Annotated in this window: 17 protein-coding genes and 1 pseudogene; 14 read left to right on the top strand and 4 right to left on the bottom strand. The window is 72.6% G+C overall.

Annotated features, from left to right (window positions below):
• The first annotated feature begins 6 nt into the window (after window positions 1-6).
• The gene (locus ACZ4UV_RS12820) at window positions 7-999 is read left to right on the top strand and encodes a DUF3048 domain-containing protein (RefSeq protein WP_451018595.1); all 993 of its coding nucleotides are present in this window, start codon (window positions 7-9) and stop codon (window positions 997-999) included.
• On the opposite strand, the gene ACZ4UV_RS12815 is transcribed toward ACZ4UV_RS12820, so the two are convergent.
• The gene (locus ACZ4UV_RS12815; protein WP_390037068.1) at window positions 996-1,460 is read right to left on the bottom strand and encodes a MarR family winged helix-turn-helix transcriptional regulator; all 465 of its coding nucleotides are present in this window, start codon (window positions 1,458-1,460) and stop codon (window positions 996-998) included. The genes ACZ4UV_RS12820 and ACZ4UV_RS12815 overlap by 4 nt on opposite strands.
• A gap of 185 nt (window positions 1,461-1,645) precedes the next feature.
• Here ACZ4UV_RS12815 and ACZ4UV_RS12810 point away from each other — a divergent pair, with 185 nt between their 5' ends.
• The 8 genes from ACZ4UV_RS12810 to ACZ4UV_RS12775 all read left to right on the top strand — a co-directional run bounded on the left by ACZ4UV_RS12810 (window position 1,646) and on the right by ACZ4UV_RS12775 (window position 9,013).
• Entirely contained in the window at window positions 1,646-2,401 is a 756-nt protein-coding gene (locus tag ACZ4UV_RS12810) for a CoA transferase subunit A (RefSeq protein WP_451018579.1), read from the top strand.
• The gene (locus ACZ4UV_RS12805) at window positions 2,401-3,045 is read left to right on the top strand and encodes a CoA transferase subunit B (protein ID WP_390037072.1); all 645 of its coding nucleotides are present in this window, start codon (window positions 2,401-2,403) and stop codon (window positions 3,043-3,045) included. The genes ACZ4UV_RS12810 and ACZ4UV_RS12805 overlap by 1 nt, the downstream gene beginning before the upstream one ends.
• On the top strand, window positions 3,042-4,244 hold the full coding sequence (locus tag ACZ4UV_RS12800; protein WP_451022596.1) for a thiolase family protein: 1,203 nt from the start codon (window positions 3,042-3,044) through the stop codon (window positions 4,242-4,244). The genes ACZ4UV_RS12805 and ACZ4UV_RS12800 overlap by 4 nt, the downstream gene beginning before the upstream one ends.
• A gap of 93 nt (window positions 4,245-4,337) precedes the next feature.
• Entirely contained in the window at window positions 4,338-5,111 is a 774-nt protein-coding gene (gene pcaH, locus ACZ4UV_RS12795) for a protocatechuate 3,4-dioxygenase subunit beta (protein WP_467837725.1), read from the top strand.
• Between the two features lie 6 nt (window positions 5,112-5,117).
• Window positions 5,118-5,720 carry a protocatechuate 3,4-dioxygenase subunit alpha gene (gene pcaG / locus ACZ4UV_RS12790; RefSeq protein WP_467837723.1) on the top strand — a complete coding sequence of 201 codons (603 nt, stop codon included), beginning with the start codon at window positions 5,118-5,120 and terminating at the stop codon, window positions 5,718-5,720.
• Window positions 5,717-7,057, top strand: coding sequence for a 3-carboxy-cis,cis-muconate cycloisomerase (pcaB, locus tag ACZ4UV_RS12785; RefSeq protein ID WP_467837721.1), 1,341 nt, complete (start codon window positions 5,717-5,719; stop codon window positions 7,055-7,057). Before pcaG ends, pcaB begins: the two co-directional genes overlap by 4 nt.
• Window positions 7,054-8,172 carry a bifunctional 3-oxoadipate enol-lactonase/4-carboxymuconolactone decarboxylase PcaDC gene (gene pcaDC / locus ACZ4UV_RS12780; RefSeq protein ID WP_467837719.1) on the top strand — a complete coding sequence of 373 codons (1,119 nt, stop codon included), beginning with the start codon at window positions 7,054-7,056 and terminating at the stop codon, window positions 8,170-8,172. The genes pcaB and pcaDC overlap by 4 nt, the downstream gene beginning before the upstream one ends.
• Before the next feature lie 49 nt (window positions 8,173-8,221).
• Window positions 8,222-9,013, top strand: coding sequence for an SDR family NAD(P)-dependent oxidoreductase (locus tag ACZ4UV_RS12775; protein ID WP_451022601.1), 792 nt, complete (start codon window positions 8,222-8,224; stop codon window positions 9,011-9,013).
• A 100-nt stretch (window positions 9,014-9,113) separates the two neighbouring features.
• On the opposite strand, the gene ACZ4UV_RS12770 is transcribed toward ACZ4UV_RS12775, so the two are convergent.
• The gene (locus ACZ4UV_RS12770) at window positions 9,114-11,795 is read right to left on the bottom strand and encodes an ATP-binding protein (RefSeq protein ID WP_451022541.1); all 2,682 of its coding nucleotides are present in this window, start codon (window positions 11,793-11,795) and stop codon (window positions 9,114-9,116) included.
• A 175-nt stretch (window positions 11,796-11,970) separates the two neighbouring features.
• On the opposite strand from ACZ4UV_RS12770, the pseudogene ACZ4UV_RS12765 reads away from it, so the two are divergent.
• The 3 genes and pseudogenes from ACZ4UV_RS12765 (at window position 11,971) to ACZ4UV_RS12755 (ending at window position 15,706) form a co-directional block, all read left to right on the top strand.
• Window positions 11,971-13,233: pseudogene (locus ACZ4UV_RS12765) on the top strand (MFS transporter).
• 4 nt (window positions 13,234-13,237) lie between these two features.
• The gene (locus ACZ4UV_RS12760; RefSeq protein WP_467837717.1) at window positions 13,238-14,380 is read left to right on the top strand and encodes an anhydro-N-acetylmuramic acid kinase; all 1,143 of its coding nucleotides are present in this window, start codon (window positions 13,238-13,240) and stop codon (window positions 14,378-14,380) included.
• Between the two features lie 246 nt (window positions 14,381-14,626).
• On the top strand, window positions 14,627-15,706 hold the full coding sequence (locus ACZ4UV_RS12755) for a DUF2510 domain-containing protein (RefSeq protein WP_451022543.1): 1,080 nt from the start codon (window positions 14,627-14,629) through the stop codon (window positions 15,704-15,706).
• 163 nt (window positions 15,707-15,869) lie between these two features.
• On the opposite strand, the gene ACZ4UV_RS12750 is transcribed toward ACZ4UV_RS12755, so the two are convergent.
• Window positions 15,870-16,484: a TetR/AcrR family transcriptional regulator gene (locus ACZ4UV_RS12750; RefSeq protein WP_467837714.1), complete on the bottom strand. Its 615-nt coding sequence runs from the start codon at window positions 16,482-16,484 to the stop codon at window positions 15,870-15,872.
• A gap of 224 nt (window positions 16,485-16,708) precedes the next feature.
• Here ACZ4UV_RS12750 and ACZ4UV_RS12745 point away from each other — a divergent pair, with 224 nt between their 5' ends.
• Together ACZ4UV_RS12745 and ACZ4UV_RS12740 are read left to right on the top strand one after the other, a co-directional pair.
• Complete coding sequence (locus tag ACZ4UV_RS12745) at window positions 16,709-17,533, top strand: phosphatase PAP2 family protein (RefSeq protein ID WP_451023203.1); 825 nt, start codon at window positions 16,709-16,711, stop codon at window positions 17,531-17,533.
• Complete coding sequence (locus ACZ4UV_RS12740) at window positions 17,530-18,459, top strand: DMT family protein (protein ID WP_451023202.1); 930 nt, start codon at window positions 17,530-17,532, stop codon at window positions 18,457-18,459. Before ACZ4UV_RS12745 ends, ACZ4UV_RS12740 begins: the two co-directional genes overlap by 4 nt.
• 92 nt (window positions 18,460-18,551) lie before the next feature.
• On the opposite strand, the gene ACZ4UV_RS12735 is transcribed toward ACZ4UV_RS12740, so the two are convergent.
• Window positions 18,552-20,600, bottom strand: coding sequence for a phosphocholine-specific phospholipase C (locus tag ACZ4UV_RS12735; protein ID WP_467837712.1), 2,049 nt, complete (start codon window positions 20,598-20,600; stop codon window positions 18,552-18,554).
• Window positions 20,601-20,651: the final 51 nt, after the last annotated feature.

The following is a 20,651-nucleotide window of genomic DNA, read 5'->3' as shown; positions in this document are numbered from 1 at the left end:
GTGGACATGCGACACGAGGCACCGACACGCCGGACCGTACTGACGGCAGCACTGGCGGCGGTCGCGACGGCGGCTTCCCTCACGGCGGGCTGCACCCGGCACGGCCCGGCGGACAACGGCCGCGCACCACAGGCCACCGCGACGCCGGGCGTGGGCACCCCCGCACCGAGCGGACAGCAGGCCACCGGATCCGTCCTGGCCGTGAAGATCGACAACGTGGCCGCGGCCCGCCCGCAGACCGGGCTGGACTCGGCGGACGTGGTGTACGCCGAGCAGGTGGAGGGCGGGCTCAGCCGGCTCATGGCGGTGTACGCCACCGAGCTCCCCGCGGTCGTCGGCCCGGTCCGCAGCGCCCGCGAGTCCGACCTGGAACTGCTGCGCCAGTTCGACCGGCCGACGCTCGCCTTCTCCGGCGCCCAGAAGAAGCTGCTCCCCCTGATCGGCCGGGCACCCCTGCGGCCGGAGTCGCCCGCGGAGGCGTCCGGCGCCTACTTCCGGGGCAGCGGCAGACCGGCCCCGCACAACCTGTACCTCCGTCCGGCCGAGGTGATGCCGGACGGGGCGCCCGGCAGGGCGGCGCTCACCACCGGCTTCCGCTACGGGCCGGCCCCGGCCGGCGGCACGGTCACCGCCGCACGCACCGTGCGGTACCCGGCGGCCCGCTTCACCTTCACCTGGTCCGGCGACCGGAACCGCTGGCTGGTGTCGATGGACGGCACACCGGCCCGGACGACGGCGAGGAAGCGGCTGGCGGCCCCGACGGTCGTGGTGCAGTACGTCAAGGTGACCACGTCCCGGTATCACGATGTGCTCGGCAACTACACGCCGTACACGGAGACGGTCGGGTCGGGAAAGGCCGACGTGCTGCGGGACGGACGATCGTTCAAGGCCACCTGGTCCCGGCCTGCGGCCACGGACGGCACGACGTTCACGGGGGCCGACGGCGCTCCGGTGAACTTCGCCGACGGACCGGTGTGGGTGGTGCTGGTGAAGGCCTAGGGCCTGGAGACGAGCGGCTCCGTGGGATTGCGCAGGCTCTCCGCCGCGTCCGAGACCCGGCGGATCAGATCGAAGAACTGCGTCTGTTCCTCGGCCGAGAGCGGGGCCAGGAAGACCTGGTTCATCCGGGCGGTGCGCACGCTGAGCTTGCGGTGGGTGCGCCGGCCGTCGTCGGTGAGGCGCAGCAGGAAGCGGCGGCCGTCCTGCGCGTCGCGCACCTTGTCGAGGAGCCCGCGCCGGCCCAGCCGGCTGATGACCTCGGCGATGGTCGACCGGTCCAGGCCCACCCGCTCCCCCACGGTCCGCTGGTCCAGTCCCGGCTCGGCGACGAGCGCGTTCAGTACGGCGAACTGCGGCGAGGTGATCTCTTCCGAGACCATCGTGTTCCACAGCAGGTAGTGGGCCTGTTGAAGTCGCCGGGCCAGGTGCCCGGGGTGGGTGGTGAGGTCCACCGCGGCCATATGCGCTCCCGTGGTCCGAATTGGTTGGTGCACTGAACGATACCCGCGGTCATCCGTCCTGTCTGTACACCCGACTGCCATCAGCCGAGGTCTTGACTGGTGCGGACGCCAGTGGCAGCGTGGCAGACATCTCGCTGAAATACTCAGTGCCCTGATTAATTCGCCTGAGAGATGAGGCTGCACGGATGGACAAGGTGGTCGCCACCGCCGCGGAGGCGGTGGCCGATGTGCCGGAGGGCGCGTCGCTGGCGGTGGGCGGGTTCGGGCTGAGCGGTGTCCCGAGCGTGTTGATCGAGGCGTTGTACCAGCGGGGGGTGGGTGGCCTGGCGGTGGTCTCGAACAACTGCGGGGCGATGGAGACGGGTCTTGCCGTCCTGCTCGCCGCCGGGCGGATCACCCGGGTGACCGGTTCCTACATCGGGGGGAACAAGGAGTTCGCGCGCCAGTATCTGGCGGGTGAGCTGGAGCTGGAGCTGATCCCGCAGGGCACCCTGGCCGAGCGGCTGCGGGCGGGCGGTGCCGGGATCCCGGCGTTCTACACCCCGGCGGGGGTGGGCACGCAGGTGGCGGACGGCGGGCTGCCGTGGCGTTACGACGGCTCCGGTGGGGTCGCCCTGGCGTCGCCCGCGAAGGAGGTGCGCGAGTTCGACGGCACCGAGTACGTCCTGGAGCGGGGCATCCGTACCGACTTCGCCCTGGTCCGGGCGGCGAAGGGCGACCGGCACGGGAACCTGGTCTTCAACAAGTCCACCCGCAACTTCAACCCGCTCGCGGCGATGGCCGGCAAGGTCACGATCGCCGAGGTGGAGGAGCTGGTGGAACCCGGCGAGATCGACCCGGACGCGGTGCATCTGCCGGGCATCTTCGTGCAGCGGGTGGTGGCCCTCACCCCCGAGCAGGCGGCGGACAAGAAGATCGAGCAGCGGACGGTGAGCAGCTGATGGCCTGGACGCGCCAGGAGATGGCCGCGCGGGCGGCCCGTGAACTGGAAGACGGGCAGTACGTGAACCTGGGGATCGGGCTGCCGACGCTGATCCCGAACTACCTGCCCCCGGGGGTGGAGGTGGTCCTGGAGTCGGAGAACGGCATCCTCGGGACCGGCCCCTACCCGGCCGAGGACGCCGTCGACCCGGACCTGATCAACGCCGGGAAGGAGACCGTCACGGTCCTGCCCGGTGCCTCGTTCTTCGACTCGGCGCTGTCCTTCTCGATGATCCGCGGCGGCCACATCGACGTCGCCGTGCTGGGTGCGATGCAGGTCTCCGCGGGCGGGGACCTGGCCAACTGGGCGATCCCGGGGAAGCTCGTCACCGGGATCGGCGGGGCGATGGACCTGGTCCACGGTGCCCGCCGGGTGATCGTGGTGATGACGCACACCGCGAAGGACGGCTCGGCGAAGATCCTCACCGAGTGCGCGCTGCCCCTGACCGGCAAGGCGTGCGTGGACCGGATCATCACCGACCTGGGCGTCCTGGACGTCACCGGTGACGGACTCGTCCTCGTCGAGACCGCTCCCGGGGTCGGCGTCGAGGAGATCATCGCCAAGACCGACGCGAAGCTCACCGTCCCGGAGGGTCTGCTGTGAACACGGTGTACATCGTCGATGCCGTCCGCACGCCGATCGGCCGCTACAACGGCGGCCTGGCGGGCGTGCGTCCGGACGACCTGGCCGCCCACGCCGTCCGCGAGCTCCTCGCCCGCACCCCCGCCCTGGACCCGGCCCGGATCGAGGACGTCTACTTCGGCAACGCCAACGGCGCAGGCGAGGAGAACCGCAACGTCGGCCGGATGGCCGCCCTCCTCGCCGGCCTGCCCACGTCCGTGCCGGGCGTCACCGTCAACCGGCTGTGCGCCTCCGGCCTGGAAGCCGTCATCCAGGCCGCCCGCGCGATCGCGGTGGGCGACGCCTCCATCGCCGTGGCCGGTGGCGTCGAGTCCATGACCCGGGCACCGTACGTCCTGCCCAAGAACGACCGGCCCTTCCCCGCCGGACACGCCGAGCTGTACTCGACCACGCTCGGCTGGCGGATGGTCAACCCCAGGATGGACCCGCAGTGGACCATCCCGCTGGGCGAGTCGGCCGAACGCATCGCCGACAAGCACAAGATCAGCCGGGAGCAGCAGGACGAGTTCGCCCTCGCCTCCCACCAGAAGGCGGCCGCCGCGCAGGAACAGGGCTTGTTCGACGGCGAGCTGGCGCCGGTCGCCGTCCCGCAGCGCAAGGGCGAGCCGGTGGTCTACGGCGCGGACGAGTGCGTACGGCCGGACGCCTCCCTGGCCGCGATGGCCAAGCTCAAGCCGTCCTTCCGTACGGAGGGCGGCACCGTGACCGCGGGCAACGCGTCGCCGCTGAACGACGGTGCGGCGGCGTTGCTGCTGACCGACGAGGAGGGGCTGCGTTCGCTCGGGCGGGAGCCGTTGGCGCGGGTCAGCGCGACCGGGGTGTCCGGGATCGACCCGGACTACTTCGGTCTCGCTCCCGTCGAGGCGGTGACGCGTGCGCTGGGCAAGGCCGGCAAGGGGTTCGACGACCTGTCGGTTCTCGAGCTGAACGAGGCCTTCGCGGCGCAGGTGCTGGGGTGTGTCGCCGAGTGGCCCGAGTTCGATCCGGCGATCCTCAATCCGCAGGGCGGGGCGATCGCGTTGGGGCATCCGCTCGGTGCCTCGGGGGCGCGGCTCGCAGGAACCGTGGCGCATCAGCTGGCGCGGCGTGGCAGCGGTACCGGTGTCGCCAGCCTTTGCATCGGCGTCGGGCAAGGGCTCGCGCTCGTTCTTGAGCGGTAGACGGACCGTGCGCACCTGCGGGTTGCGTTGTGGCCGGTCGCGCAGTTCCTCCCCCAGCGCCCCTGAAGGGGCGCTCACCACCTAGGACTTCTCATGACACTCACCCAGGCCGACATCGACCTCGAAATCGCCGCCGAGCACGCCGCCTACGAGAAGGGCGTCGCCGGAGGAGCCCCCGTCGAGCATCACCCCCGCCGGGACTACGCCCCCTACCGGTCGTCCGTTCTGCGGCATCCGAAGCAACCCCTGGTCGCCATCGACACGGCCAAGGACCCGGAGCTGGTGGAGCTGCACTCCCCCGCGTTCGGGGAGCGGGACATCACCGGGATAGACAATGACCTGACCCGGCAGCACAGCGGTGAGCCCGTCGGTGAGCGGATCACCGTCTGCGGGCGGCTCCTGGACCGGGACGGCCGCCCCGTCCGGGGCCAGCTGATCGAGATCTGGCAGGCCAACTCGGCGGGCCGTTACGCCCACCAGCGCGAGCAGCACGACGCCCCGCTGGACCCGAACTTCACGGGCGTCGGCCGTACGATCACCGACGCCGACGGCGGCTACCACTTCACCACCATCCAGCCGGGCCCCTACCCCTGGCGCAACCACCTCAACGCGTGGCGCCCGGCCCACATCCACTTCTCGATGTTCGGTACGGCGTTCACGCAGCGGCTGGTGACGCAGATGTACTTCCCGAGCGACCCGCTGTTCCCGTACGACCCGATCATCCAGTCGGTGACGGACGACGCGGCCCGCCAGCGCCTGGTCGCGAGCTACGACCACAGCCTGTCCGTGCCGGAGTTCTCGATGGGCTACCACTGGGACATCGTGCTGGACGGCCCGAACGCCACCTGGATCGAAGAAGGACGCTGACCTGCCATGACGAAGATCGACACGAGCAGCCCGGAGAACGTGCTGCCCACCCCGTCGCACACGGTCGGCCCGTTCTACGGTTACGCGCTGCCGTTCCGCGGCGGTGAGGACATCGCGCCCCTCGGGCACCCGGACACGATCACGGTCCACGGGTACGTCTTCGACGGTGCGGGCAACCCGCTGCCCGACGCGCTCCTGGAGGTGTGGGGCGCCGACCCGGACGGGAACGTGTCCACGACCGACGGTTCGATCCGCCGCGACCCGGCGACCGGCGACTACCTCGGCCGCAACGGCGTGGAGTTCACCGGCTGGGGCCGGATCCAGACGGACACCAACGGCCACTGGTACGCACGGACGCTGCGGCCCGGCGCCCGCGGCGGCAGCGCGCCCTATCTCAGCGTGTGCGTGTTCGCGCGCGGGCTGCTGGTGCACCTGTACACCCGCATCTACCTGCCCGACGACGACGCGGCGCTCGCCGCCGACCCGCTGCTCACCCGGGTGGGCGAGCGACGCGACACGCTGCTCGCCGCTGACGAGCGCCGGGGGACCTACCGTTTCGACATCCGCCTTCAGGGCGAGGGCGAGACGGTCTTCCTGGAGTTCCAGTGAATTCAGCGGAGTACGGCGGCGGTGACGCCGGGCTGCTCGGTCCCGGGTGGTCCGGTTCGGCCGCCGCGGTCGCGACGGGCGACGGCGCCTTCCTGCGGGCGCTGCTCGACACGGAGGCGGCCCTCACCCGCGCCCAGGCCGCCCTGGGGCAGGTCCCGGCCGAGGCCGCGACGGCCGTGACCGAGGCGGCCGGCCCCGGGCGCTACGACGTCGGCGCCCTCGCGGAACGCGCCCGCCGCGGGGGCAACCCGGTCATCCCGCTCGTCGCCGACCTGACGAAGGCGGTGGGCGCGGAGTACGGGCCGTACGTGCACCGGGGTGCGACCAGCCAGGACATCATGGACACGGCGACGATGCTGGTCGCCGCCCGCACTCTGGACCTCGTGCTCGCCGACCTCGACCGCACCACGCAGGCCTTGGCCCGGTCGGCCGCCGAGCACCGCGACACGCCGATGCCGGGCCGCACGCTCACCCAGCACGCCGTACCGACGACGTTCGGGCTGAAGGCGGCCGGCTGGCGCTCGCTGGTCCTCGACGCCCGGGACCGCGTGACCCTGGTCCGGGAGTCGCTGCCCGCCCAACTGGGCGGCGCGGCAGGCACGCTGGCCGCCTTCGGGGCGTACGGCGCGGAGCACGCCGAGAAGCTGCCGGCGGCGTACGCCCGTGAACTCGCCCTCTCCACACCCCTGTTGCCCTGGCACACCCTGCGCACGCCCATCGCCGACCTGGCCGGGTGCCTCGCGTTCACGGCCGGGGCGCTGGGGAAGGTCGCCGCGGACGTGCTGACCCTGTCCCGTACCGAGATCGGTGAGGTCTCCGAGGGCAGCGGGGGCGGTTCCTCGGCGATGCCGCACAAGGCCAATCCGGTGCGCGCCACGCTGATCGCGGCGGCCTCCCGGCGGGCCCCGCAGCTCGCGGCCGTCCTGTACGGCTCGATGGCCGCGGAGGACGAGCGGCCGGCCGGCGCCTGGCACGCCGAGTGGGAACCGTTGCGGGATCTGCTGCGGACCGTCGGGGGCGCGGCCCGGGACGCGGCGGAGCTGGCGGAGGGGCTGCGGGTGCACCCGGAGGCGATGCGCCGGAACCTCGGCCTCACCAACGGGCTGATCGTCTCGGAGCGGCTCTCCGCCGGGCTGGCCCCCGTGCTCGGCCGGGCCCGTGCCAAGGAGCTGCTTACCGAGCTGGCCCGGCGCACCCACACCGAGCACCGGACGCTGCGCGAACTCCTCGCCGAGGAGCCCGACTTGAAGGATGTCGACCTCGACGACCTGACCGATCCCGCCCGCTACACCGGGTCCGCCGGTGTGCTCACCGACCGTGCTCTGGAGCGACGTTGACCGAGAACCTCCTCAACCACCGCGTCGAGGGCCCCGCTTCGGCTCCCCCGCTGCTCCTCGGGCCCTCGCTCGGCACCTCGTACGCCCTGTGGGACGCCGTGGCGCCCGAACTGTCCACCGCCCACCGGGTGGTGCGCTGGAACCTGCCGGGCCACGGCGGTTCGGCGCCCGACCTGATCAAGGCGGGGGCGACCGTGGGTGACCTCGCCGGCCTGGTGCTCACGCTCGCCGACTCGCTCGGCATCGGGCGGTTCGCGTACGCGGGGGTGTCGCTGGGCGGTGCCGTCGGGCTGCATCTGGCGGTCCACCACCCGGACCGGCTGGAGAACCTTGCGGTGATCTGCTCCTCGGCCCACTTCGGCGGATCCGGGCCGTGGGAGGAGCGGGCCGGGCGGGTGCGCCGGGAAGGTGTGGAGTGGCTCGCGGAGAACGCCCCCAGCCGCTGGTTCACGCCCGGTTTCACCGTGCCGCGGCTGGTCGAGGACCAGCGGACGGCCGACCCGGAGGCGTACGCCGCCTGCTGCGACGCACTCGCCGCCTTCGACCTGCGGGACCGGCTCGGCGAGATCGCCGTCCGCACCCTGCTGATCGCCGGCCGGCAGGATCCAGCGACCCCGCCGCCGCACCTGCGGGAGATCGCGGACGCGGTGCCGTCGGCCACGCTGGTCGAGCTTCCGGGTGCCGCGCACCTGGCGCCCGCACAGTGCCCCGAGGCCGTCCTGACCGCGCTCCGTGCCCACCTCGACGGGGGCGCCCGGCGCGGGATGGCGGTCCGCCGTGAGGTGCTCGGCGACGCGCACGTGGACCGTGCCCAGGCCCGGCAGACTCCGTTCACGGCCCGCTTCCAGGACTTCATCTCGCGCTACGCGTGGGGCGAGATCTGGACCGACCCCACGCTCTCCCGCCGCGAACGCAGCATGATCACCCTCACCGCGCTGGTCGCCCACGGCCACTACGACGAGCTGGCCATGCATGTGCGGGCGGCCCGGCGCAACGGGCTCACGCCGGAGGAGATCGGCGCGGTGCTGCTGCAGACGGCCGTGTACTGCGGGGTTCCGGCGGCGAACTCGGCGTTCGCGACGGCCCAGCGGGTGCTGGCGGAGGAAGAAGGGTGACCCTGCCGGGGACAGGCACAGGAGGGGGTGCTGTGCCTACGGTGGGGGCATGTCGACCATCCTGATCACGGGTGCCACCTCCGGGCTCGGCCGCTACGTCGCCTTCGAACTGGTCCGCTCGGGACATGTCGTCCTCGCGCACGGCCGCGACCCCGGCCGTACCGAGCGGCTGGTGGAGGAGCTGCGCACCGAGGGCGACGCCGAGGCGTTCGTCGCGGACCTGGCCTCGCTGGCGCAGGTCCGCGAGCTGGGCGCACGGGTCGCCGAGGCGCATCCCGACCTGGACGTACTGATCAACAACGCGGGCGTCGGCGCCGGTGCCCCCGGCTCGGGCCGCGAACTGAGCACGGACGGCCACGAGCTGCGCCTGGCCGTCAACTTCCTGGCCCCGGTGGCCCTCACCCGAGCCCTTGTCCCCGTACTGCGCGCGAACACCCCGGCCCGGATCGTGAACGTCGGCTCGGCCGGCCAGGAGCCCCTGGACTTCGACGACCCCGAATTCACCCGCGGCTACCAGGGCTTCGCGGCGTACTGCAGGGCCAAGTTCGCCCTGGCGGCCCACACCTTCGCTTTGGCGGAGGAGTTGGCGGGCTCGGGCGTCGCGGTGAACGTCCTGCACCCGGCGACCTTCATGGACACGGCGATGGTGCGGGAGGGCGGAGTGGCGCCATGGAGCACGGTGGCGGACGGCGCGCCAGGGGTACTGGCCCTGGCGACACAGGACCTGGGCACGGGCGGTTACTTCGACGGCACGCGTCCGGCCAGGGCCCACGACGCGACCTACGACCGAGAAGTGCAGAAACGCCTGTCAGCGGTGACTGATCAACTTCTAGCGCTGTAGCGCCCCTTCTTTTCAGGGGCGCTGGGGGTACCCCCGGCCGAAGGCTGGGCGAGGAACTGCGCGACAAGCCCCCACGCACCCGCACCCCGCAACGCACCCGTCAGCGCAACCCCCGACCCGTATCCAGCACCTCCCGAGCCTGAGCAACCAACCCGTCCGCCCCACAGGACCGAGCCAACGCCAGCCCCCTGTTCAACTCGGCCACCGACCGCGCGGCGATCCCGTACTCCACCCGAGCCGCCGCGTGCTCGTACTGGCAGGGCGAGGCCTCCAGATACGCCACCGCCTGCGAGGCCAGCCGCACCTGCCGCTGCCCGGTCTCCAGCGCGGCAGCGCACCGCAACGCCTCGCCGATCGCCGTGTCCGTGCCGAACCGCTCGGCCTGCCGCCGCGCATCGGCCGCCAGCTGGGCCGCCCGCGCCGGGTCCTCGCCCGCGAGGGCCCGGGCGAGGTCGAGCGCCCAGGGCACGACCACGGGGTTGAAGTGGCCGCGCGCGGCGGCCGCCTTCTCCGCCGCCTCCAGTTCGTTCACGGCCTCGTCCGTGCGCCCGACGGCGAGCAGCAGCCGGCCGCGTACCGAGCGCGGGTCGGGCATGACGATCGTGGAGGGGTACGGCGGTGCGAAGCCGTACTGTTCGGCGGTCTCCCAGGCCTGCTGGACATGGCCGCGGGCGAGCAGCGTGTCGATGAGGTTGCAGGTGGCGGTCCAGTACAGGGGCAGTCGGCGGCCGACCCGCTCGGCGATCCGCAGGGACTCCCGCAGCGAGGTCTCCGCGTCCCGGAGCCGGCCGCGTCGCCGGTGGCCGAGGCCGACGTAGGCATGGGCGAGGGCGAGGTGGCCGCCGCTCCAGCCGGACGACTCGTAGGCGCGCAGTGCCTCGTTGTACAGGCTCTCCGCGCGGTCGAGGCGGTCGGTGTAGACGTAGGAGTTGGCGAGCATCAGCAGGAGTTCGATGCCCCACTCGGTGTCGGTCCAGCCGAGGCCGGGCGCGAGCCGGCCGTTGACGAGGGCGCGGTCGCACAGCTCGACGACCTCCTCGGCGCTCTCGCCCTGGATCAGCAGGTCGAAGCCGCGCAGCATCAGCAGGGCGCGCTCGGAGTTGTCGCGGCCGGTGCAGGTGGCGGCGAGGCCGGCGAGCCGTTCGGAGCGCCGTGGGGAGACGGCCTCGCCGGCGATGCCCTCCCACATGAACTGGACGGCCTGGAGCCGGAGTTTCGCGGGTCCTTCCTCGTGCCGGGCGGCCTCCGCCTCGACCGTGCGGACGGCCTCCTCCAGCTGGTCGTTGTGGAGGAGGGCCTGGGAGAGCCGGAAGACGGCGTCGACGCGTTCGGGACCGGAGAGACCGGGCATGCCGAGAGCGCTCTGCAGATGGCCGATGGTGACGGCGGGCTTGGTGAGCAGGGTCGCGCAGCCCAGTTCGTAGAGCACGCGCGCGTGGACGTCGGGGAGGGGCGGTTCGCGCAGGGCGCGTTCGAGGCAGCGGCGGGCCGCGTCCGGGGCGCCGACGGCGAGGTGCTCCTTGGCCGCGTCCCGCAGCTGTTCGACGAGTTCCTCGTCGTCGTCCGGGTGCACCTTCAGCAGATGGCGGGACGCCTCGGCGATGCCCCGGCCGTCGTCCAGGACGATCTGGGCGGCGATGCCGTGCATGGCGGTGCACATCGCGGCCGGGATGGAGTTGTAGACGGCGGTGGCGATCAGCGGGTGGACGAACTCCAGGTCGCCGGTGTGGGGCCGGGAGCCGGCCGGGTCGGGCGCGGTGAGGATACGGGCGGTGCGCAGGAGTTCGGCGCAGCGCTCGGCGTCGTCCACGGCCATGCTGGCGAGCTGGGCGACGAGACCGACGGAGATGCCGGTGCCGAGGATGGCGGCGGCCCAGGCGAACCGGGTGGCGTCGACGCCGAGGCCTTCGAGGCGGGTGACGAGGCCGCCGCCCCTGGCCGACCGGTTGAGGGCGCGCAGTTCGCCGGCCCGGGCCTCGACGGGTTCGACCTCGCTGTCCTGGACCTTGGCGAGGAGTTCGACGGTCTCGTAGGGGTTGCCGCCGGTGACGGCCCAGACCTCGCGGCAGAACGGGGAGTCGGCGTGCTCGCCGAGGGTGGCGCGGGTGAGGCCGGCGGTGGCGTCCGGGGTGAGGGCGCTGATGGTGCGGACGGGCCGGCCGGCCGCGGCGGCCACGGCGTCGAGGTAGCGGGCGCTGTCGCCGTTGACCTCGCCGGGGCGGCGGGCCACCAGGACCAGGACGGACAGGTCGTCGAGGCGCTCGACGAAGGCGGCGAGCCAGGCCAGCGTCTCCTGGTCGGCCCAGTGCGCGTCGTCGATCAGCAGGACCAGCGGCCAGTCGCGTTTGGCGAGCCGGCGGACGGCGGCGACCAGGCCGTCGCAGACGCCCTGCGGGTCGGCCCGGCGGTCTCCGGGGTCGGTGATGCCGAGGGCGGGGCCGGCGATCTCGTACCAGTCGCCGAGGTACTCCCGGGCCTCCTCGGGCAGCAGGGAGACCAGGGCGGGCTGTAACAGCTGCCGTACCACGTGGAAGGGGACGCTGCGCAGGGTCTCCACGCCGCGGGTGGACCAGACGGTGCAGCCCCGGCGTTCGGCGATGCGGCGGGTCTCGGCCAGCAGCGCGGTCTTGCCGAGCCCGGCCTCGCCGCGGATCACCAGCAGGTTCCCGGAGGTGGAACGGTCGGCGCACAGGACGTCGAGCGCCTCGTCGACGGCGGCGATCTCCTCCTCGCGCTCCCAGAGGGAAGCCGAGGCGCCTCCCGGGGGCTGCTCCTCCGTCATCCTGCTACCTCCCCAAGTCGCCCGAACGACGTGCAGACCACGAGCGTAGCCGTCCTGTTGGCTGTCCGGAGGCGGGTCCGGGCAGCAGTTGCCGTGACGGGTGAGAGCGGGTGCGGCAGGGCGACGCGGAAGCCTCGCGACCAGCGTTCCTGGACGTCGGAACCATCAACAGCACATGAACGTGACCGAGCCCGCCAACAGGTTCCTGCCGATCGATACGGATCGTGGTTGCAGGGCTCTGCTGGCGGGCTCGGTCGGCAATTTCATCGATTGGCCTCCTCCCCCCGCTGACACGGGAGGATTCCAACCCGGTTGGGTTGAGGTTCACGGACGCTCGACCACTGATGCTGTGTCGTCCCTCAGGCAGGCCCTGCCACGACGCCCCTAACAGGGCGCCACCAATCTAGCACGGAGTGTCAGGGACCGATGCCTGTCCTGGCGACCGCGCTGATGACGGGGGCGACGGCGCTGATCGGCGTGCTGCCGACGTATGCGCAGGCCGGTGCGGTCGCGCCGTGGTTGCCGACGTTCCTGAGGGTGGTTCAGGGGCTGTCGGCGGGCGGGGAGTTCGGGGGCGCGGTGGCGATGCTGACCGAGTTCGCGCCACCGGGGCGGCGTGGGCTGTACGGGGCGTGGCAGTCGTTCACCGTGGCCTTGGGGCTGCTGGGCGGAGCGGGGGCGGCGGTGGGGCTGTCCGTGCTGCTGACGGCCGATCAGTTCGGTTCCTGGGGGTGGCGGTTGCCGTTCCTGCTGGCGTTGCCGCTGGGTGCGCTCGCGTTGTGGCTGCGGATCGGTCTTGACGAGACACCGGAGTTCCGGGAGCCGGCCCCGGACGCCGGGCACGCCGTGCGGGTGCCGGTGCGAGCGATCGTACTGGCCGTCGCCCGGGTGATGGGCTGGTCGGCGGCCGGGTACACCTTCCTGGTGGTGCTGCCGTCGTACCTCCAGGCCGCGCTGCACCCTGGCTTCCGGCAGGCGCTGCTGGCGACCGTGGTGGCGAACCTGGGGTTCGCGGCGGCGATCCTGCCGGCGGGGCTGCTCAGCGACCGGGTGGGGCGGCGGCCGGTGATGCTGGCGGGCGCCGGGCTCGTGGTGCTGCTGGCGCTGCCGCTGCTGCACCTCCTCCGGGACCCGGGAACCCCGGCCGCCGTGAAGGGCGCGGCCCTGTGCGGTGCGGGCGCGGTGGTGGGGGCTGATGGCCGGGCCGGGGCCCGCGCTGCTGGCCGAGATGTTCCCGGCGCGGGCCCGCTGCACGGGCCTCGGACTCGCCTACGCCCTGTCCAATGCCGTGTTCTCGGGCTGTGCGGGCCTCATCATCACGGAGGCGGTGCGGCGCACCGGGGATCTCGACGTTCCCGGCTACTACGCGGCGGCGACGTGCGCGGTCAGCGTCCTCGCGTTGGTCGGGTCGCCGAAGCCGAAGACGAAGGCGGGTTGAGACATTGCTGGTGATCGGTCTGATGTCCGGGACGTCGTACGACGCGGTGGACGCGGCGGCGGCCGAGCTGCGGCTGGTGGACGGGACGCTGCTGCTGAAGCCGCTGGGGATGGTGAGCACTCCGTACGACGAGGAGCTGCGGGAGGCGCTCGCGGGGGCGCTGCCGCCGGCCGCCGTGCCGCTGGCGCGGGTGTGCCTGCTGGACACCCGGATCGGGCAGGCGTTCGCGGCGGCCGCGGTCCGGGCCGACCGTGAACTGTGCGGCGGGCGTGCCGAGTTGGTGGCCTCGCACGGGCAGACGGTCTACCACTGGGTGGACGGCGGCCGGGTGCACGGCACGCTCCAGCTCGGGCAGCCGGCGTGGATCGCGGAGGCGACGGGGCTGCCGGTCGTCTCGGACCTGCGGTCGCGGGACGTGGCGGCCGGGGGCCAGGGCGCTCCGCTGGTGAGCCTGGTCGACCTGCTGTGGCTGCGCGGGCGGCCCGGGACGCCGGTGGCGCTGAACCTCGGCGGGATCGCCAACCTCACCGCGCCCGACGGCACGGCCTTCGACACCGGGCCGGGGTGCGCGCTGCTGGACGCGGCGGTCCGGGAGTTCACCGGCGGCCGGCTGACGTACGACGTGGACGGGGCGCTGGCGGCGCGCGGCCGCCCGCACGGATCGCTGCTCGAGGAGCTGCTGACGGAGCCGTACTACGCGCTGCCCGCGCCGAAGACGACCGGCAAGGAGCTGTTCCACGCCGGGTACTGGCGGGCGCCCGCCGGGATCTCCGCCGAGGACGCGCTGGCCACCCTCACCCGGCTGACCGCCCGGACGGTGGCGGACGCGGTGCGGGGCGTGGCGGCGACGGAGGTGGTCGCCTCGGGCGGCGGCACCCGCAATCCGGTGCTGATGCGGATGCTGCGCGGCCTGCTCCCGGAGATCCCGGTGCGCGTCTCCGACGAACTCGGGCTGCCCGCGGCGGCGAAGGAGGCGTACGCCTTCGCGGTCCTCGGCTTCCTGACCGCACACGGCCTCGCGGGCACGTTCCCGACCGCCACCGGTGCCCGTCACCCGAGCATCCTGGGCTCGCTGACCCCGGGACGGAACGGACTGCGCCTGCCGCCGCCGGCACCGGGGCCGCCGGTACGGCTGCGGATCGAATGAGCCGCGCGGACTCGCCCCGTCCGAATGACGCCGGGCTCACCCCGTCCGGCCGTCCGAATGACGCCGGGCTCACCCCGTCCGGCCGTCCGCATCACGCCGACTCACCCCGTCCGGCCACCCCGATGACGCCGGATCACCTCGTTCGAACCATGCCGGATCAGGCATCCCACGCGCGCCGGATCGTCCGGTGCGAACATCGCCGGATCCTCTCATCCGACTTTCACCGATGCCTCATACGGTAGGAGCATGACGCAGGTGACTCCCCCCGGGTGGTATCCCGATCCCGGGCAGACAAGTGACGGTCCGGCCACCGAACGCTGGTGGGACGGCAAGGCCTGGACGGAGCAGACCCGGCCCGCCGGGTCGGCCGCGGACTGGGGTCCCCCGCCGCAGCCGCCGGCCGACGGGCCCGAGCCGGCCGCCGGGGCCCACCCGGCGTACCCGGCGTACCCGGCCGACGGTGCCTACCCCGCCTACCCGGGTTATCCGGGGTACCCGGCGCAGCCGCCGGCCCCCGCCAGGCGCGGGCTGCGTACCGGCATCGCCGTCGGCGTCGCCGTGGCGGTCCTCGCCGCGATCGGGGTGAGCGTGTGGGCGCTCACCGACAACGGCAGCGGCGGCCAGCAGGCCTCCCAGCAGGGCTCGGGCGGCCAGGGCGGTTTCGGCCAGGGCGGCCCCGAGGGGCAGAACGGCGGCCAGGGCTTCCCGTTCGGCGGGTCGGGCGGTGGCTCGGGTTCCGGTGGCACCGACGGGGGCGCGCCGCCGTCGCCGGGCCAGACCGAGGCGCCGAAGGTCAAGGGCGGCGGCATCGTGTCGGACTCGATCAACGCCATCAGCATCCCGGTGCCGGACGGCTGGACCGGGCAGGCGATCAGCTACGGCGCCAACGTCAGCTCCGACGACTCCTACAAGTGCCCGGGCGACACCTCGCAGACCTGCACCGCCGGCGGCGCCTACTCGGCGCCCGCGGTGGTGCTGGGCACCAAGGGGGACACGGCCGAGGAGGTCGCCAAGGCGGACATCTCGGCCAACGCCACGAAGTCGTACGGCGGCAAGACCTACGGCTCGATCACCTCGCACGAGGTGCTGGCCTCCAAGGCGGTCACCGTGGCCGGGCAGAAGGGGTACATGGTCCGCTGGAAGGCGATCACCAGCAAGGGCGCCGACGGTTACGTCGAGTCGCTGGCCTTCCCGTCGCCCGCGAACGCCCAGCAGATCGTGGTGGTCCGGTTCGGCGTCGACGTCGGCCAGCAGGAGTCGGTCATCGACACGATCACCAGCGGTATCAAGGTGTCCTCGGGCAGCGGCAGCGGTTCGAACGTCTGACCCGCACACCACACACCGGTCCCGGAACAGCAGTCGGCCGGGTGGAGCGCCCCTCCGCTCAAAGGGGCACCCCACCCGGCCGGGGGGTGCGCGCCGCCCCCGTCCCCACGGTGCGGCGCGAGCAGGTCACCGTCCAGTCATCCCGTGGACGGCGGCCTGGGTCTCAGGTCAGTCCGAGTGCGGGCAGCGCGACGGCCTCCACGAAGCGGACGAGATAGTCGGCGTCGGCGTACTCGCCGGTGAGCACGGGCCGTACCCGCAGGACGCCGAACATCATGGCGGGCACGTAGTCCAGCGCGGGATGGCCCTCGGGCACCTCGCCGCGCACGACACCGCGGTGCAGGATCTGCTGGAGCGCGGCGATCTCGGGTTCGACGAGTGCCTCGCGCAACGCCTGCGCCAGTGCCTCGTCCGAGTGGACCGCGTGGCCGAGCGCCGAGAGCAGCTTGGTGTCCTTGCGGGACCAGTCGCCCGCGACCCGCGCCACCTCACGCAGGTCCCCGGCGAGTGAGCCGGTGTCGACGCCGGCGAAGCGCACCTCGCGGTTGGCCCGCAGCGCGGCCGCGACGAACTGCGGCTTCGTCTTCCACTGCCGGTAGAGGGTGGACTTGCTGCACCGGGTGCTGGCGGCGATCCCCTCCATGGAGACGGAGTCATAGCCGCACTCGCGGATCTGTTCGAGCACGGCGTCGAAGAACTCCCGCTCACGCTCCGGCGTGATCTTGGAGCGGCGCGAGGCTGCGACCGTCTCCGGTCCGTCCGCGGCCTGCGACGTCATGTGCTCTTCTCCTCACTCGCGCATCACTTGCGGATCACTTCCGCCCCGCCCGCCGTTCGGCCGACGCGGAAACCTACAACCAGTGTGGCCTACGTCTATCGATACGCCACTGTACCGGTACTCCACCGTATCGGTACAGTGGCGTATCGGTACGCTTCCGTATCGAAGAGTTCGGGCCACCGTCCGGGACTCGCACAGCACCACCGTCAGTGAGGGGGCCTGGGATGAGATCCCAGTCCGAGCCGGCAGCAGCGGAGCCGGGCGCGATAGCCCGGCCGCCGCTCGTCCGTGAGCTCCTGCTCGTCGCAGGGCTCTTCCTCGTCTACAAATTCGGGCGCCAACTGGCCACCGGCCATACCGCCGAGGCCCTGCACAACGCCCACCGGATCTGGGACCTGGAACGGACGCTGCACCTGCCCTCGGAGGTCGACGTGCAGTCCGCACTGCTGCACGGCGACACCCTCGTCCACCTGGCCAACACCTACTACGCCACGGTTCATTTCCCGGCCACGCTGGCCTTTCTGATCTGGCTCTACCTGCGGCGCCCCGCGCACTACGTCTGGGCCCGCCGGGTCCTCGCCCTGGTGACCGCGGCCGCCCTGGTGCTGCCGTTCACCTTCCCGCTGGCCCCGCCCCGCATGCTGGCCGCGACCGGCCTGATCGACACCGCCCGGATCTACGGCCCCTCCGTCTACGGCCCGCCGAGCAGCGACCACCTTTCCAACCAGTTCGCGGCGATGCCCTCGCTGCACTTCGGCTGGGCCCTGATGGTCGCGATCGGCCTGATCGTCGCCACCCGCTCCCGCCTGCGCTGGCTGTGGCTGCTGCACCCGGCGATCACCCTCCTCGTGATCGTGGGCACCGCGAACCACTACTGGCTGGACGCGATCGTCGCCACCGCGATGCTCGGCGCCGCCCTCGCCCTGATCCGCCCCCAGACTTCGTCCGGGGGGACCCCCATCTCGCTTCGCTCGCCGCACCGCACGGCCGGGCGCGGCACCCGGCACCTCGTCTCCGAGGAGCCCGCACTGGTGGGGGCGGGCCGATGAGCGCCGCGGCCCTGATCGCCGTCGTCCTCTCCCTGGTGTCGGCCGTCGCCTACGCGGCCGCCGCCGTCGCTCAGGAGCGCCTCGCCTCGAAGACCGCCGGTGCGGGCCTGCTGCGGCTGCTCGGCTCCGGTGCCTGGTGGGCGGCGGTGGGCCTGAACGCCGGTGCCGCCCTGCTGCACGTCGTCGCCCTGAAGTACGGCCCGCTGACCCTCGTACAGCCGCTGGGCGCGCTGACCCTGGTCGCCGCCGTACCGATGGGCGCCCGGGTGGCAGGCCGCCGGGTCACCGCCGGCGAGTGGCGGGGCACCGCCCTGACCCTGCTCGGCCTCGGCGCCCTCCTGGTCACGGCCTCCGGCCCCGCACCCCACCAGGTACTGAGCCTCACCGAAGCCCTCGCGGTGGCCGGTACGACGGCCGCCCTGATCGGTGTCCTGTCCCGCCCCGGCGCGCGCCCGGGCCTGCGTCATGCCACCGCGTCCGGCTTCGCCTCGGGCGTCGCCTCGGCGCTCACCCAGACCGTGACGGTGGCGGCGACCGACCGCTCGGGTCCGGCCCTGAGCGTCGAGGTGATCGTGGTGGCCCTGCTGGTCGCCGCGTTCGCGGTGGGCGGCCTGCTGCTCTCCCAGACGGCCTACCGCGGCGGCCTGGGCGCCCCGCTCGCGGTCGTCACCCTGTCCAACCCGATGGCGGCCGCGGTCATCGGCCTGACCCTGCTGGGCCAGGGCCTCCAGGACGGAGCCTGGGGCATCCTCCTCGCCCTGACGGGAGCGGGCCTGGCCTCCTGGGGCGTGGTCCTGCTCACCCGGGTGACCCCGCCGCCGGCACCCGAACCGGACGAGGAACACCCGGTGGCGGCAGTCCTGGCCCTGGACCCCACCCTGCTCCCCCGCCAGCCGACGGAACCGAAAAAACTGACGGCCCTGTAACGCGCCCCAAAGGGGCGCGGGGAACTGCGCGACCGGCCACGAACCACCCGCAGCCGCCTGACAGCAGTCCCCCACGCCCCTTGGGCGCACTCTCACACCGTGATGATCGCCGGGTCGCTGACCCCGGGCTCCCCGTTCTCCACGTGCCCGGCGAACCGCCGCACAAAGCTCGCGTCGGCCTCGGACGTGACCGTCACGTCGTACCACCGCTCGCTGTGGTTGAGGTGCACGATGTGCGTCACCACGGCCCCCGCACGCACCGTGAACGTGCGGCCCCGGCCGCCGTACCCGTCGGCCACCGCCAGCTTCACCGTGCCGCTGCCCTTGTTGGTGAAGGTCAGCTCGATGTCGTCGCCGTGCTGCCGGGCGGTGACCTCGGGTCCCGCCACCTTGCCGGGACCCTGGAAGGAGCGCAGGAAGCCGTTCGGGCCGTGCACGGTCAGGTCGTACGAGCCGCCCGAGTACACCGAGTTCCAGGTGTCGGAGACGGACTTGCCGGCCTCCGTGGTGTAGCTCCAGGGTCCGTCGGCGCGGTTGTTGGAGGTGACCAGGAAGGCGGCACCGGCCTGCGCGCCCGACGCGAACGTGAGCGTGAACTTCCCTGCCGCCGCGTCCAGCGCACCGTCCACCAGCGGGGCGTACTTGAGCGGCCGGGTGGGCCGCGAGCCGCGCTCCTGCTTCGGCAGCGCCGGGTTGGCCGGCAGGGTGGGCACGTAGTCGGGGTGCCGGTTGCCGTCCGGCGGCCGGTAACCGTCCGTGGACGGCAGCGCGACCGGCTTGGTGTCCTTGCGGGAGAAGTCGAACGCCGAGGTCAGGTCGCCGCTGACGGTACGCCGCCAGGGCGAGATGTTGGGCTCGTGGACGCCGAAGCGGGCCTCCATGAAGCGGATGATCGAGGTGTGGTCGAGCGTCTCGGAGCAGACGAAACCGCCCTTGCTCCACGGGGAGACGACCAGCATCGGGACCCGCTGGCCGAGACCGTAGGCGCCGGCCGGGTGGCTCGCGTTGCCCGCGAAGAGGTCCAGACTCGGGTCGACCGTGGACTTGCCCTGCGCGGCGGAGGACGGCGGGAACGGCGGGATCAGGTGGTCGAAGAAGCCGTCGTTCTCGTCGTACGTGATGAACAGGGCCGTCTTCGCCCACACCGCGGGGTCGGCGGTGAGCGCGTCGAGGACCTGGGAGACGTACCAGGCGCCGTAGTTCGCGGGCCAGTTGGGGTGCTCGGTGAAGGCCTCGGGGGCGACCACCCAGGAGATCTGCGGCAGCTTGCCGGCCTTGACGTCGGCCTTGAGCCGGTCGAAGAAGCCCTCGCCCTTGGTGGCGTCGGTGCCGGTGCGGGCCTTGTCGTACAGCGGGTCGCCGGGCTGGGCGTTCTGGTACTGCTTGAAGTAGAGCAGCGAGTTGTCGCCGTAGTTGCCGCGGTAGGCGTCCTGGATCCAGCCCCAGCCGCCGGCCGCGTCCAGGCCGTCGCCGACGTCCTGGTAGATCTTCCAGGAGACGCCGGCCTTTTCCAGGCGCTCCGGGTACGTCGTCCAGCTGTAGCCGGCCTCGTCGTTGCCGAGGACCGGGCCGCCGCCCTGACCGTCGTTGCCCGTGTAACCCGTCCACATGTAGTAGCGGTTCGGGTCGGTCGAGCCCATGAACGAGCAGTGGTACGCGTCGCAGATGGTGAACGCGTCGGCCAGCGCGTAGTGGAACGGTATGTCGTCCCGGTTCAGGTACGCCATGGTGGTGGTGCCCTTGGCCGGCACCCACTTGTCGTACTTGCCGGCGTCGACCGCGGTGTGCGTGTCGTTCCAGCCGTGCGGGAGGTCCTGGAGGAAGGCGAGGCCCAGGTCGTCGGCGTCCGGGTGGAAGGGCAGGACGTCCTTCGTGCCGTTCGACTGGTGCCACACGGACTTGTTGTTCTGGGTGACCGAGCGGGGGTCACCGAAGCCACGGACGCCGTTGAGGGTGCCGAAGTAGTGGTCGAACGACCGGTTCTCCTGCATCAGGACGACGATGTGCTCGACGTCCTCGATCGACCCGGTGCGGTGGTTCGCGGGCAGTGCGGCGGCGCGCTGGATGCTGCTGGACAGCGCGGTGAACGCCGTGGTGGCGCCCGCCAGTTGGAGGAATCGGCGCCGGTTGACTTCGGGCATGGGTGAGCGACCTCTCATCCTGACGCACGGGCTGGCCGGAACTGGGCGGAT

Source organism: Streptomyces sp. NPDC028289 (assembly GCF_055565975.1).
This window is presented reverse-complemented; position numbering and strand designations above follow the sequence as displayed.

What these genes read in the sequence shown, in the direction of transcription:
- ACZ4UV_RS12820 (WP_451018595.1), top strand. Translation starts at nt 7, where the DNA reads ATGCGACACGAGGCACCGACACGCCGGACCGTACTGACGGCAGCACTG.
- ACZ4UV_RS12815 (WP_390037068.1), bottom strand. Translation starts at nt 1,460, where the DNA reads ATGGCCGCGGTGGACCTCACCACCCACCCCGGGCACCTGGCCCGGCGA.
- ACZ4UV_RS12810 (WP_451018579.1), top strand. Translation starts at nt 1,646, where the DNA reads ATGGACAAGGTGGTCGCCACCGCCGCGGAGGCGGTGGCCGATGTGCCG.
- ACZ4UV_RS12805 (WP_390037072.1), top strand. Translation starts at nt 2,401, where the DNA reads ATGGCCTGGACGCGCCAGGAGATGGCCGCGCGGGCGGCCCGTGAACTG.
- pcaH (WP_467837725.1), top strand. Translation starts at nt 4,338, where the DNA reads ATGACACTCACCCAGGCCGACATCGACCTCGAAATCGCCGCCGAGCAC.
- pcaG (WP_467837723.1), top strand. Translation starts at nt 5,118, where the DNA reads ATGACGAAGATCGACACGAGCAGCCCGGAGAACGTGCTGCCCACCCCG.
- ACZ4UV_RS12775 (WP_451022601.1), top strand. Translation starts at nt 8,222, where the DNA reads ATGTCGACCATCCTGATCACGGGTGCCACCTCCGGGCTCGGCCGCTAC.
- ACZ4UV_RS12770 (WP_451022541.1), bottom strand. Translation starts at nt 11,795, where the DNA reads ATGACGGAGGAGCAGCCCCCGGGAGGCGCCTCGGCTTCCCTCTGGGAG.
- ACZ4UV_RS12755 (WP_451022543.1), top strand. Translation starts at nt 14,627, where the DNA reads ATGACGCAGGTGACTCCCCCCGGGTGGTATCCCGATCCCGGGCAGACA.
- ACZ4UV_RS12750 (WP_467837714.1), bottom strand. Translation starts at nt 16,484, where the DNA reads ATGACGTCGCAGGCCGCGGACGGACCGGAGACGGTCGCAGCCTCGCGC.
- ACZ4UV_RS12745 (WP_451023203.1), top strand. Translation starts at nt 16,709, where the DNA reads ATGAGATCCCAGTCCGAGCCGGCAGCAGCGGAGCCGGGCGCGATAGCC.
- ACZ4UV_RS12740 (WP_451023202.1), top strand. Translation starts at nt 17,530, where the DNA reads ATGAGCGCCGCGGCCCTGATCGCCGTCGTCCTCTCCCTGGTGTCGGCC.
- ACZ4UV_RS12735 (WP_467837712.1), bottom strand. Translation starts at nt 20,600, where the DNA reads ATGCCCGAAGTCAACCGGCGCCGATTCCTCCAACTGGCGGGCGCCACC.